Genomic DNA, 13,054 nt, shown 5'->3' on the forward strand with positions numbered 1-13,054 from the left:
TCCTCCCCGGGCCGCCCCACATCTGATCCTATGAACACCCCGCAGCAGGTGCCCTGCGCACCGGGCCGGTGCCTGTGATCCGGCAATACGAACTTGTCGAGCGCGTGAAGGCGTATGATCCCTCGGCCGACGAGGACATGCTGAACCGCGCCTATGTCTTCTCCATGAAGGCGCACGGATCGCAGACCCGCGCCTCGGGCGATCCCTATTTCCTCCACCCGCTGGAGGTTGCCGGCATCCTGACCCAGATGAAGCTGGACACCGCGACCATCGTCACGGCGCTGCTTCACGACACGGTGGAAGACACGGTCGCTACCCAGGAAGACATCGAACGGGTCTTCGGCAAGGAAATCGGGCGGCTGGTGGACGGCGTGACCAAGCTGTCGCGCCTGGAAATGAACAGCGAGCAGTCGAAGCAGGCGGAAAACTTCCGCAAGCTGGTGCTGGCCATGTCCGAGGACATCCGCGTCCTGCTGGTCAAGCTGGCCGACCGGCTGCACAACATGCGCACGCTGCATTTCATCGGCAAGCCGGAAAAGCGCAAGCGCATCGCCCGCGAAACCATCGAGATCTATGCGCCGCTGGCCGAACGCATCGGCATGCACCGCATCAAGGACGAGCTTGAGGATCTGGCCTTCACCGAGCTGAATGGTGAGGCCCGCGAATCGATCCTGGCCCAGCTCGCCCGCCTCCGGTCCGAGGGTGAAGGCCGGGTCGAGACCATCATCAAGGAACTGACCGATACCCTGTCGAAGGACGGCGTGCCCGACGCCCAGATCACGGGGCGGGAAAAGACCCCCTATTCGATCTGGCGCAAGCTGCACAACAAGAACGTCAGCTTCGAACAGTTGTCGGACATCATGGCCTTCCGCGTCATCGTGGAAACGGTGGGCGAATGCTATCAGGCGCTGGGGGTGATCCACAGCCATTACCCGGTCGTCATGGGCCGGTTCAAGGATTACATCTCCACACCCAAGCCCAACGGCTACCGCTCCATCCACACGGGCGTGATCGGGCCGGGCCGCAACCGCATCGAGGTGCAGATCCGCACCCGCGACATGCACGAGGTCTGCGAACTGGGGGTGGCCGCCCACTGGGCCTACAAGCAGGGGATGCCGCGCGAGGGCGCGCGCGAATACCGTTGGCTGAGCGAGATCCTGGACATCCTGGAGCACGCCCAGAAGCCGGAAGAGTTCCTGGAGCACACCAAGCTGGAGCTGTTCCAGGATCAGGTGTTCTGCTTCACGCCCAAGGGCGACCTGATCGCGTTGCCCCGCGGGGCGACGCCGGTGGATTTCGCCTATGCGGTTCATTCGCAGGTGGGCGACCATTGCGTCGGCGCCAAGATCAACGGGCGGATGCTGCCGCTGCGCACCGAGCTGCAGAACGGCGATCAGGTCGAGATCATCACGTCGAAGGCGCAGACGCCGGTGCCGGGGTGGGAACGCTTCGTCGTCACCGGCAAGGCGCGTGCCCGCATCCGCCGTTTCCTGCGCACCCAGCAGCGCGCCCAGTACATGGAACTGGGCCGCGCCATCCTGCAGCGGCAATTCCGCCAGGAAGGGTACGATTTCAGCGAAAAGGCGCTGGATGGGGTCATCAAGATCTTCCAGCAGCCGACATCCGACGATCTGATGGCGGCGGTGGGGTCGGGGCTTTTGTCGGGGCGCGAGGTGTTCCTGGCCGTCTTCCCCGGCCACAAGCCCCACGCCCAGCAGCAGGCGCTGACACCGGGGGAGGCCATGGACAGGGCCGCCTCCACCCTGCCCAAGCCGCCCAAGCCCAAGCCGCGGGGCAAGGAACAGCCGCTGCCCATCCGCGGCCTGATCCCCGGCATGGCGGTGCATTACGCCCGCTGCTGCCATCCCCTGCCCGGCGACCGCATCGTCGGCATCGTCACCACCGGCAAGGGCGTGACCATCCACACCATCGACTGCGAGACGCTGGAAAGCTTCCACGAATCGCCGGAGCGCTGGATCGACGTGGCGTGGGACGTGGGGCCGGATTCGCCCGAGGAGCATGTGGGCCGTGTCGCCCTGGTGGTCGCCAACGAACCGGGCAGCCTGGGCACCCTGTCCACGGTGATCGGCAAGAACGGCGGCAACATCACCAACCTGAAGATCACCAACCGCAACACCGACTTCTTCGAACTGATGATCGACATCGAGGTCAAGGACGCCAAGCACCTGACCAACATCGTGGCGGCGCTGCGCGCCATGCCGGTCATAAACTCGGTGGAGCGGTCGCGGGGGCGGTAGCATCGTTTGGGCTACCGCCCAAGCCCGTTTGGGGCGATGCCCCAAACCCCCTTTTCTTTTATCCCTAAAAAAAGCGGAGGTTTGGAGGCGTCCGCCTCCAAGCGGGGCCGGGGATGCTGCCCCGCGCTTTACTTCGTCTCGATCAGTTCGATCTTGTAGCCGTCGGGATCTTCGATGAAGGCGATGACGGTGGAGCCATGCTTCATCGGACCCGGCGGGCGGGGAATCGTCACGCCTTCCGCCGCCAGCTTTTCACACGCTCCATAGATGTCGGGAACGCCGAGCGCGATGTGGCCGAACGCGGTGCCCAGAGCATAGGGTTCGGCCTGATCCCAGTTGTGGGTCAGTTCGATCACCGTGTTGTGCGCCTCGTCGCCGTACCCGACGAAGGCCAGGGTGAAGCGCCCGCTGTCGTAATCGGTCTTGCGCAGCAGTTTCATGCCCAGCAGGCGGGTGTAGAAGTCGATCGACTTGTCCAGGTCGAACACCCGGATCATGGTGTGCAGCATACGGAAGCTGCCGGCGGTCTCGCTCATCCTTCGTCTCCTCGTGGGGCCGGCACCGCGTCGAGGATGACGCGGGCGGCGCGTTCGCTGGGGGGCGGGCCGCCGCGGCCAAGCCACGCGGCCACGTCCGCCACGCCGTCGGTCTGTTCCTGCCGCGCCGCCGGATCGTCCAGCAGCCGCGCCAGGGCCGCGGCCAGAGTGCCGGGACGGCAGTCCTGCTGCAACAGTTCCGGCACCAGCATCCGGTCGAGCATCAGATTGACCAGATTGACGTATTTCACCCGGATCAGCCGCCGCACCAGCGCCGCCGTCACCGGGTTGACGCGGTAGGCGATGACCGAGGGCAGCCCGGACAGCGCCAGTTCCAGCGCCACCGTGCCCGACGCCGCCACCGCCAGCTCCGCCGCGGCGAACGCATCATATTTGGCGGCATCCCCCTCCACGACAAGGGTGCGCAGCGGCCAATCGGCCACCGCGGCGCGCACGGTGCCGGCCACCGTCGCCACCGTCGGCACCACCGCCACCAGGCCGGGGCGGGTGGCCGCCACCTGTTCCAGCGCCGCGCGGAACACCGGCAGCAGCCGCGTCACCTCCCCCCGCCGGCTGCCGGGCAGCACGGCCAGCACCCGGTCGCCATCGGACAGGCCGTGATCCCGGCGGAACCGCGCGGCATCCCCCTGCCCCGCCCCGCTTTCCACCACCGAATGGCCGACGAAGGTGCAGGGCAGCCCTTCCCGCTCGAAATAGGGCGGCTCGAACGGCAGCACCGCCAGCAGATGGTCGTACAGGGCGGCGTACTTGGCCGCCCGCTTGGGCTTCCACGCCCACACGGTGGGGGCGACATAATGGACCAGCGGGATTTCCGGCGCCCGGTCCCGCACCTTGCGCGCCACCCGCACGGTGAAGCCCGGCGCGTCGATGCCCACCACCACGTCCGGTTTCATGGCGATGATGGCCGAGGCGGTCTGGTCGATGCGGCGCAGCAGGGCCGGGATGCGCGGCAGCAGCTCGAACAGCCCCATCACCGCCAGTTCGCCCATGGGCACCAGCGACTCCAGCCCCTCCGCCGCCATGCGCTCGCCGCCGATGCCGGCGAAGCGCACCCGCCCGCCGGTCAGCCGCCGCAGCGCCGCCATCAGCCGGGCGCCGAGGGCGTCACCGGACGGTTCCCCCGCCATCAGAAAAATCAGCGGCCCCTGATCGGCGTGATCGCTCACGACGGCACCTCCACCCCCACGACGAACAGACCCAGCCGGTCGGCGGCGGCAGCCACGCCCGCGCGGTCCACCATCAGGGTGCCGCCCGCCTCCACCGCGATGCCGGCCAAGCCCGCAGCCGCCGCCTTTTCCACCGTGCGCACGCCGATGGTGGGCAGGTCGAGGCGGGTGTCCTGTTGCGGCTTCTTCACCTTGACCAGCACCCCGCCGGATCCTGGACGGCGCAGGGGGCCGCAGCGGTCGAGCATGGCGTCGGTGCCCTCCACCGCCTCCACCGCCAGGACGATGCCCTGCTGCACCACGCAGCCCTGGCCCACGTCCAGCAGGCCCAGACCGCGGGCGACCTCGATCCCCCGCGCGATGTCGCCGCGGGCGGCCTCGTCCGGCTCCAGCGTCCCCACGCGTCCGGGCAGGGTGGGCAGGTCGTTCAGGATGTCATGAAGCCCGACCACGCGGAATCCCTCGTCCTCCAGCGCGCCGGCCACCGCCCGCAGCAGCCCGTCGTCGCCGAGTGCGCGCGCGCCGACCCGCGCCAGAAAGCGCGCCGTCCACCAATCGGGAAGAAGATCGCCCAGCGAGGGGCGCCGCACCGGGCCGGCGAACACCAGTTCGCTCACCCCTTCGGCCTTCAGCCGGGAAATGATGGCGCCGGCGGCGCCGAAGCGGCTCCACAGATGGGGCAATCCCACCACCGACGCCGGGTCGGTGTGGCCGTCGAAGGCGACGACGAACACCTCGCGCCCGTTGGCGCGGACGGCCGCCGCCAGCCGGGCCGGCAGGTCGCCGCCCCCGGCCAGGATGCCGAGCTTAGGCGCCATTCTCCACGCGCGGCTGGCAGAGCGGGCGGGAATTCTTGGTGCGGATGAAGCCCAGAATGTCGGCCACCAGGATCTGGGCGCCGAACTGCCGGTCCACTTCCTCCAGCCGGTCGGCGAAGGTACCTTCCGACGCGAACAGCATGCGGTACGCCGCCCGCAGCCCGCGGATGTCGTCGCGCCCGAAGCCGCGGCGTTCCAGCCCCACCAGATTGAGGCCGGCCAGACGCGCCCGGTCGCCCATGACCAGACCGAAGGGGATGACGTCGTTCTCCACCCCCGACATGCCGCCGATCATGGCGTGCGGGCCGATGCGCACGAACTGGTGCGCCGCCGACAGCCCGCCCATCACCACATAGTCGCCCACCGTCACATGGCCCGCCAGCGTGGCGTTGTTGGCCAGGATGACGCCGTTGCCGACCACGCAGTCGTGAGCCACGTGGCTGCTCATCATGAACAGACAATTGTCGCCCACGCGCGTCACCATGCCGCCCCCCTCGGTGCCGGGGTTCATGGTCACGTGCTCGCGGATGGTGTTGTTGCAGCCGATGATCAGTTCCGACGGCTCGCCGCGGTATTTCAGATCCTGCGGCGGGTGGCCGATGGACGCGAAGGGATAGATGACCGTCCCCGCCCCGATCCGCGTGCGCCCCTCCACCACCACATGGGAGACCAGCCGGACACCATCGCCCAGTTCGACGTTGGGGCCGACCAGACAGAAGGGGCCGACGGTGACCCCGGCACCCAGACGGGCGGCGGGATCGACGACGGCTGTCGGGTGGATGCCGACCGGGGAAAGGGGTGCGGTCATTTCTCGTCCAGGATCATGGCGGAATAGATGGCCTCGGCGCACAGCACGCCGTTGACCTTGGCTTCGCCCTTGAACTTCCAGACGTTGCCGCGGCTGCGCTGCTTGGTCACATGCACGTGGAGCTGGTCGCCCGGCATCACCGGCTTGCGGAACCGGGCCTCGTCCACGGTCATGAAGTAGACGAGCTTGCCTTCGGATTCCTTGCCCAGGGTGGCGACCACCAGCACGGCGGAGGTCTGGGCCATGGATTCGATGATCAGCACGCCGGGCATGACCGGGCGCGACGGGAAATGGCCCTGGAAGAACGGTTCGTTGACCGACACGTTCTTGATGCCGACGGCGCTTTCGCCCAGCGTGATATCGACCACCCGGTCGATCATCAGCATGGGGTAGCGGTGCGGGATCATTTCCATGATCCGCATGATGTCGAGGTCGGCCATCGTCTTGTCGTTGCCGTTGTCGTCCGCCGTCACGTCCATGTCGCTTTATCCGCTGTCGCTTTGTCCGCTCGTCACCGATGAAAAAGTCCCCGCCGGGGCGGGGACATCATTTCGCTGGACGTTGTGCCCGATTTCCCCGCCCCGATCAACAGCCGGAGACGGCGGTGACCGCCCCCGGACGGGTTGGGGTTACTGCTTGGGAATGGTGACCGCAACCTTGGGCAGCTTCTTGTTCAGCCGGTCCAGCACCACGTCGGTCACGTCCAGGTTGGTTTCGACCAGCACCACCTGATGGCGGGCCAGGACCACGTTGGCCCCCTGCTCCTTGGCCACCTCGGTGATCAGATCGACCATGGTCTTCTGCACCTGGTTCATGGAATCGGTCATGGCGGTGTCCAGCGCCCGCTTGCGGGTCTGCACCGTGCGCTGCACGTCGGAGACCTGCTTTTCGAAGTCGCGGCGCTTGCCGGCGAAGGCGTCCGCCGACAAGACCGTCTGCTGCTTGCGCAGTTCGGCTTCGGCGGTGCGCAGCTTCTCTTCCAGGGCCGAGATTTCCTTTTGATAGGTCTCGCGCTGGGCTTCGATGGCCTTCTGCACGCCCTGGGCGGCGGTGGATTCCTGCAGAATCTTCTGCACGTCCACGACGGCGATGGTGGGCGCCTTCAGCTCGGCGCGCGCCGGCTGGGGCACGGCCAACGCCAGCCCGGTGGTGAGCACCGTTGCGGCGAGCAAGGCGCCAAACGTTTTCCCGAAGGATTTCTTCATCATGGTTTTAGAACCTGGTTCCGAAGCTGAACCGGAAGACTTCCCGCCGGTCATAGCTTTCTTTCTTCAGCGGCATGGCCAGATCGACGCGGATCGGGCCGAACGGCGATTTCCATGACACGCCCGTGCCCATGGACACGCGGATCGACGTATCGTCGGTGACCATGGAGTCGTTCTTGATATCGCTTTCCGTCAGGACACCGGCGTCGGTGAAGGCGTGCCCCTTCAGACCGAATTCTTCCGGCAGGCCCAGCGGGAACGAAAGCTCGACGCTGCCGCGGGCGTACTCGCGGCCGCCGAGTGCATCGCTGGTGCGCAGGTCGCGCGGGCCGACACCGGCGGTGCGGAAGCCGCGCAGGGTGTCGCCGCCCAGGAAGAAGCGGTCGGAGACCCGCACATCCTTGCCGTTCAGCCCGACGATGTAGCCGATTTCGCCCGTCGTGCTCAGCACCACGTCGTCGGAGGCCAGCGGCAGGTAATAGCCGGCCCCGAATCGGGTGCGGAAGAACTTGGACGTGCCGCCGACACCGGCGAAATCGGTCACAAGGCGCACATAATAGCCGTCGGTGGGCGCCAGACGGCTGTTGCGCCGGTCATAGGTCAGCTCCTGCCCGATCAGCGAGGTGACGTGCGACCCTTCCTCGTTGCGGATGTAGATGGAGGCGGTGTCGGGCACGTTCTCGATGCGCGTGCTGGTCAACTGGTAATAGACGCGCTGGCGCAGGTGCTCGGTCAGGGGGAAGCCCAGACGCAGCGAGAAGCCGGTGTTGTGCTCGTTGTACGACGCTTCGTCCTGATAGTTCCGGCTGATGCGGAACAGGTCCACACCCGCGGACAGATCGCGGTCGAGGAAGTACGGCTCGGTGAAGCTCAGGTCGTATTCCTGGCGCCGCGTGGACAGGGTGGCCCCCAGACGCAGATCCTGGCCGCGGCCGAGGAAATTGCGTTCGCGGATCGAGAAATCGCCCAGCACGCCGTCGGAGGTGGAGAAGCCGGCCCCCAGCGCGATTTCGCCGGTGGACTGCTCCTTCACGTCCACGTTGACCACCGTGCGGTCAGGCGCCGAGCCGTCCGCCGTGGTGATCTGCGCGGTTTCGAAGAAGCCCAGATCCTTGATGCGCTGTTCCGACCGTCGCAGCTTGGTGGCGTTGAAGGGGTCGCCTTCGGCCACCAGCACCTCGCGGCGGATCACCTTGTCCAGCGTGCGGACGTTGCCGTTGATGTCGATCCGCTCGACGAAGACGCGCGGGCCTTCGTTGATCTCGTACGTGACGTCGATGGTCAGGTTGTCGCGGTTGCGCGTGATGCGCGGGCGGATATCGACGAAGGCGTACTGCAGATCGCCGACGGCGGCGGTCAGCTTGGTGATGGTGTCTTCCACCGACTGGGCGTTGTACCAGTCGCCTTCGGACGCGTTGATCACCCCCTTCAGCACCTCGGGGTCGAGGGCCTTCAGGTTGCTCTTGATGTCGATCTTGCCGAACTTGTACCGCTCGCCTTCCTCGATGGTGACGGTGATGAGGAAGTCCTCGCGCTCCGGCGTCAGCTCGGCCACCGCCGACACCACGCGGAAGTCGGCGTAGCCTTCGCGCAGGTAATAGCGGCGCAGCAGTTCGCGGTCGTAGGTGATGCGGTCGGGATCGTAGCTGTCGTCGGACGACAGGAACCGCCACCACGTGCTCTCCTTGGTGGAGATCTCGCTGCGCAGGGTGCCGTCGCTGAAATGCTCGTTGCCGATGAAGGTGATGGAGCGCACGCCGGTGCGCGGGCCTTCGTTGATCTCGAACACCAGATCGACGCGGTTCTGGTCGAGCTTGATGATCTTCGGCTCGATGGTGACGGCGAAGCGGCCCTGGCGGCGGTAGATGTCCATGATGCGCTGGACATCGGTCTGCACGCGGGTGCGGGTGTAGACGACGCGCGGGCGGAGCTGGATTTCCGCCTGCAGCTTGTCGTCCTCGATCCGCTTGTTCCCCTCGAACGCGATGCGGTTGATGATGGGGTTTTCCTGGACCTTCACCACCAGAACGTCGCCGGAGCGGTCCAGCGACACGTCGGCGAACAGGCCGGTGGCGTACAGCGCCTTCAGCGACTGGTCCACCCGGTCGGGGTCGAACGGATCGCCGGGGGCGACCGACAGGTACGACCGCACCGTCGCCGGCTCGATGCGCTGAGCGCCATCGACCCGGATATCCCGGATCGTGCCGCCGCCGAGCTGGGCCACCTGAATGGCCGCGCCGGACGCACCCTGCTGCGCGTGGGCCATGCCGGCCGAAACCGCTGTCATGGCGCAGCCGGCCATCAGGCCCCACGCCAGAACCTTGAACGACACCCGCAAATCAGCCCCCCAAGGCTTCCGAAACGCGTCTTTAAGACATGAGTCCCCTGACGAAATCGACCACGCGCAGTTGCACAAGGTCGTTCCACGTCGCAAAGACCATGAGCGTTAATACCAGAGCCAACCCGATGCGGAAACCGTATTCTTGCGCCCGCGGCGGCAAGGGTTTTCCCCGCACCGCTTCGAAGGCGTAGAACAGCAGGTGCCCGCCGTCCAGCAGCGGGACGGGGAACAGGTTGATCATGCCCAGATTGACCGACAGGAAGGCCATGAACCAGATCAAGGCGTAGGGGCCGGTCTGGGCCACTTCCCCCGACATCTGGGCGATGCGCAGCGGCCCGCCCAGCTCCTCGGTGCCGCGGTCGCCGCGGATCATCTGGCCCAGTGCCGTGAAGGTGCCGCCCACCATGCCCGCCACCTCGCGCCCCGCCTGCCACACGGCGGTGAGGGGGTCGTGGCGGGTGTAGTCCATACCGGCGCGCGAAATGCCCAGCAGACCCACCCGGTGTACGTTGCCGAATCGGTCGGTCAGTTCCGAGACCTCCGGCGTGGCGGTCAGGGCGACGGTCTGCCCCCCGCGCTCCACCGTCAGGGCCAGCGGCAGGCCGGGCTTGAGCGACACGATCTGGCGGATTTCCTCGAACCGCTGGATGGCGGTGCCGTCGATGGTGCGGATCACGTCGCCGGGCATCAGCCCCGCCCGCTCCGCCGCACTGCCCGGCTGCACACCCCCCACGTCGGGGGGGGTGAAGGGCTGGCCGGCGGTGGCGTAGAGCAACCCGAGGGCCACGATGGCAAAGGCGAAATTGGCCAGCGGCCCGGCGGCCACCACCGCGGCCCGCTGCCCCACCCGCTTGTGGTGGAACGACACCGCCTTCTCCGCCTCGGTCATCTCCACCACATGGGCCGAGGGGGTGCTGGCGGGGTCGGCATCGCCGAACATCTTCACGAATCCGCCCAGCGGCAGCAGGCTGACCTTCCACCGGGTGCCGGCGCGGTCGGTCCAGCCGAACAGCTCCGGCCCGAAGCCGATGGAGAAGGTTTCGACCCGCACGCCGTTGCGCCGCGCGATATAATAGTGGCCGAACTCGTGCACGAAGACGAGAACGGACAGAACCACCAGGAACGACAGCAGCGACGTTCCGAAACCACCCAGAATCGACATCAGGACCAGCCTTTATCCAGCCTCTTGCCCGGCGAGTGCGGCCACCCGCTCCGAAGCGGCCCGGCGGGCCTCCTCATCGACGGCCCGTACATCGGCAAGGCAGGATGGCACCCGGTGCGGCAGCGCCGCCAGGGTGTCTTCCACCACCCGCTCGATGTGCAGGAAGCCGATGCGGCGCTCCAGGAAAGCGGACACGGCGACCTCGTTCGCGGCACTGAGGATAGTGGGCGCGCCGCCCCCGCTTTGCAAGGCGGCCCGCGCCAGCCGCAAGGCCGGAAAACGCACCGGATCGGGCGCTTCGAACGTCAGCGACGCCGCCCGCACCAGATCCAGCCGCTGGGCCGGGGTTTCCATGCGGTCGGGCCACGCCAGGGCATAGGCGATGGGCGTGCGCATGTCGGGCGTGCCCAACTGCGCCAGCACCGATCCGTCCACATACTCCACCAGCGAATGGATCACCGACTGGGGATGGACCAGAACGTCGATCCGCTCTTCGGGAACGTCGAACAGGAAATGGGCCTCGATCAGCTCCAGCCCCTTGTTCATCATGGTGGCGCTGTCCACCGAGATCTTGGCGCCCATGTCCCAGGTGGGATGCGCCACCGCCTGTTCCGGCGTGACCGCGGCCATGAAGGCGCGGTCCCGTTCGCGGAACGGCCCGCCCGAGGCGGTCAGCACCAGCCGCGACACCCGTTCGGGATGCTGGAAATCGAAGCACTGGTAGATGGCGCTGTGCTCGCTGTCCACCGGCAGCAGGGTGGCGCCGTGGGCGCGCACCTCGTCCATCATCAAGGCACCGGCGCAGACCAGCGTTTCCTTGTTGGCGAAGGCCACGTGGACGCCGCGGCGCACCGCCGCCAGGGTGGGCTCCAGCCCCGCCGCCCCGACGATGGCCGACATCACCCAGTCGGCGGGGCGGGCCGCCGCCGCGGCCACCGCCGCGGCACCGGCAGCAACCTCGATGCCGGTGCCGGACAGGGCATCCTTCAGGGCGCCATAGCGGGATTCATCGGCCACCACCGCCAGCTTGGCCCCCAGCTCGCGGGCCTGCCGCGCCAGCAGCGGCACGTTGCGGTTGGCGGTCAGCGCCTCCACCGAAAAGGACTCGGGCGATCGGGCGATCAGGTCCACCGTCTGGGTGCCCACCGATCCGGTGGACCCCAGAATCGTCACCGGGCGGCGGGTGCCCGCCGCCGCTGCCGTCACCACCATGCGATCCTCTCTCCCGCGGCGGCATGGAACAGGGCAAGCGCCGCCGCCGCGGTCAGCAGCCCGTCGATGCGGTCCAGCAGCCCGCCGTGGCCGGGGATCAGCGTGCCGCTGTCCTTCACCCCGTACCGCCGCTTGACCGCCGATTCGAACAGGTCGCCCGCCTGGGCCACCACCGCCAGCACGCCCCCGGTCAGGGCCGCCACGCCGGGCCGGGCAGCCCCCACGGCCAGCGCCACCAGCGCCCCCGTCAGCGCCGACGCCGCCACCCCGCCCAGCAGTCCGGCCCAGGTCTTCTTGGGCGACAGGCGCGGGGCCAGCTTCGGCCCGCCGATGGTCCGCCCGGCGGCATAGGCGCCGATGTCGGTGGCCCACACCGCCAGCATCACGAACAGCAAAAGCCCGAGCCCCCCCTGGGGCGACTCGCGCAGCCAGTCCAGCCCCACGGCGCCGAAGGCCACATAGGGCAGACCCGCCGCCATCCACCCGCGGTCGCAGCCCGCCGCCGACCAGCCCACCGCCGCCGCCAGAACCACCGCCACACCGGCACCGGCCAGCGGCCCCGCCGCCACCGCCGCGGCCAGCGACACCGCCACCGCGGCCAGCGCCAGCGGCAGCACCGCCGGGCGCCGGGCCGGGCCGCCGACGATCACCACCCATTCGCGCATGGCAATCAGGGCCGCCGCGGCCAGCAGCAGCCGGAACGGCCAGCCGCCCAGCCACACCAGCGCCAGGACGGCCGGCCCCAGCACCAGGGACGACAGGATGCGCGCCTTCAGCTCGCTGGTTTTCTTAACGGCTGCTGGCGGTGGCGCCGAAGCGCCGGTCGCGTCGCTGGAATTCGGCAATGGCGGCCTCCAGATCGCTCTTGGTGAAATCGGGCCAGAGCGTGTCCGTGAACACCAGCTCCGTATAAGCCGTCTGCCAGAGCAGGAAATTGCTCAGGCGCAGTTCTCCGCTGGTGCGGATCAGCAGGTCGGGGTCGGGGATGCCGTCGGTGTGAAGCCGGGCGGCCAGCGCCCCCTCGTCCACATCGGCGGGGCTGATGCGGCCGGCGGCCACATCTTCGGCCAGACGCCGGGCGGCCAGCGTGATTTCCTGCCGCCCGCCGTAGCTGAGCGCGATCACCACGGTCAGTGCCGTGTTGCCGGCGGTCAGCGTTTCCCCATGCTCGATCAGGGACACGATGTCGGGGGACAGCCGGGCACGGTCGCCGATCACCCGCAGCCGTACCCCGGCCTTATGAAGTTCCGCCACTTCGCTGCGCAGGTAGAAGCGCAGCAGACCCATCAGGTCCGACACCTCTTGCTCGGGCCGGCGCCAGTTTTCCGAGGAAAAGCTGAACAGGGTCAGGTACGCGATGCCCAACTCGCGCGCCGCCGTGATCGAGCGCCGCACCGCATCCACGCCTTTTTTGTGGCCGGCGGTGCGGGGCAGACCGCGCGCCTTGGCCCAGCGTCCGTTCCCGTCCATGATGATGGCCACATGGACGGGCGGATCCGCCGGGCGGCTCGATTGGGCATCGTGCAT

The 13,054-nt window shown here is 68.0% G+C and carries 12 protein-coding genes; 1 reads left to right on the forward strand and 11 read right to left on the reverse strand.

The window, feature by feature from the left end:
* The first annotated feature begins 74 nt into the window (after positions 1–74).
* The gene (locus M2352_RS24120; RefSeq protein WP_264667076.1) at positions 75–2,258 is read left to right on the forward strand and encodes a RelA/SpoT family protein; all 2,184 of its coding nucleotides are present in this window, start codon (positions 75–77) and stop codon (positions 2,256–2,258) included.
* A gap of 128 nt (positions 2,259–2,386) precedes the next feature.
* Here the strand turns inward: M2352_RS24120 and gloA are convergent, their stop codons facing one another.
* From gloA to M2352_RS24175, 11 genes are all read right to left on the reverse strand, one after another.
* Positions 2,387–2,794, reverse strand: coding sequence for a lactoylglutathione lyase (gene gloA, locus M2352_RS24125; protein ID WP_264667077.1), 408 nt, complete (start codon positions 2,792–2,794; stop codon positions 2,387–2,389).
* Positions 2,791–3,942 (reverse strand): lipid-A-disaccharide synthase, encoded by a 1,152-nt coding sequence (gene lpxB, locus M2352_RS24130; RefSeq protein ID WP_264667359.1) that lies wholly within the window; start codon positions 3,940–3,942, stop codon positions 2,791–2,793. Before lpxB ends, gloA begins: the two co-directional genes overlap by 4 nt.
* A gap of 35 nt (positions 3,943–3,977) precedes the next feature.
* Positions 3,978–4,799 (reverse strand): LpxI family protein, encoded by an 822-nt coding sequence (locus M2352_RS24135; protein WP_264667078.1) that lies wholly within the window; start codon positions 4,797–4,799, stop codon positions 3,978–3,980.
* Complete coding sequence (lpxA, locus tag M2352_RS24140) at positions 4,789–5,607, reverse strand: acyl-ACP--UDP-N-acetylglucosamine O-acyltransferase (RefSeq protein WP_264667079.1); 819 nt, start codon at positions 5,605–5,607, stop codon at positions 4,789–4,791. Before lpxA ends, M2352_RS24135 begins: the two co-directional genes overlap by 11 nt.
* The gene (gene fabZ, locus M2352_RS24145) at positions 5,604–6,086 is read right to left on the reverse strand and encodes a 3-hydroxyacyl-ACP dehydratase FabZ (RefSeq protein ID WP_264667080.1); all 483 of its coding nucleotides are present in this window, start codon (positions 6,084–6,086) and stop codon (positions 5,604–5,606) included. Before fabZ ends, lpxA begins: the two co-directional genes overlap by 4 nt.
* A 150-nt stretch (positions 6,087–6,236) precedes the next feature.
* Positions 6,237–6,779 carry an OmpH family outer membrane protein gene (locus tag M2352_RS24150; protein ID WP_264667081.1) on the reverse strand — a complete coding sequence of 181 codons (543 nt, stop codon included), beginning with the start codon at positions 6,777–6,779 and terminating at the stop codon, positions 6,237–6,239.
* 40 nt (positions 6,780–6,819) lie between these two features.
* Positions 6,820–9,099 (reverse strand): outer membrane protein assembly factor BamA, encoded by a 2,280-nt coding sequence (gene bamA, locus M2352_RS24155; protein ID WP_406567322.1) that lies wholly within the window; start codon positions 9,097–9,099, stop codon positions 6,820–6,822.
* A gap of 82 nt (positions 9,100–9,181) precedes the next feature.
* Positions 9,182–10,315: an RIP metalloprotease RseP gene (gene rseP, locus M2352_RS24160; RefSeq protein ID WP_264667083.1), complete on the reverse strand. Its 1,134-nt coding sequence runs from the start codon at positions 10,313–10,315 to the stop codon at positions 9,182–9,184.
* A gap of 12 nt (positions 10,316–10,327) precedes the next feature.
* Positions 10,328–11,527 (reverse strand): 1-deoxy-D-xylulose-5-phosphate reductoisomerase, encoded by a 1,200-nt coding sequence (locus M2352_RS24165; protein WP_264667084.1) that lies wholly within the window; start codon positions 11,525–11,527, stop codon positions 10,328–10,330.
* A complete protein-coding gene (locus M2352_RS24170; RefSeq protein ID WP_264667085.1) occupies positions 11,518–12,372 on the reverse strand; it encodes a phosphatidate cytidylyltransferase in 855 nt (284 codons plus the stop codon). Before M2352_RS24170 ends, M2352_RS24165 begins: the two co-directional genes overlap by 10 nt.
* A complete protein-coding gene (locus M2352_RS24175; RefSeq protein ID WP_264667086.1) occupies positions 12,317–13,054 on the reverse strand; it encodes an isoprenyl transferase in 738 nt (245 codons plus the stop codon). Before M2352_RS24175 ends, M2352_RS24170 begins: the two co-directional genes overlap by 56 nt.

Origin of the sequence: Azospirillum fermentarium (genome assembly GCF_025961205.1) — a bacterium.
GTDB lineage: Bacteria > Pseudomonadota > Alphaproteobacteria > Azospirillales > Azospirillaceae > Azospirillum > Azospirillum fermentarium.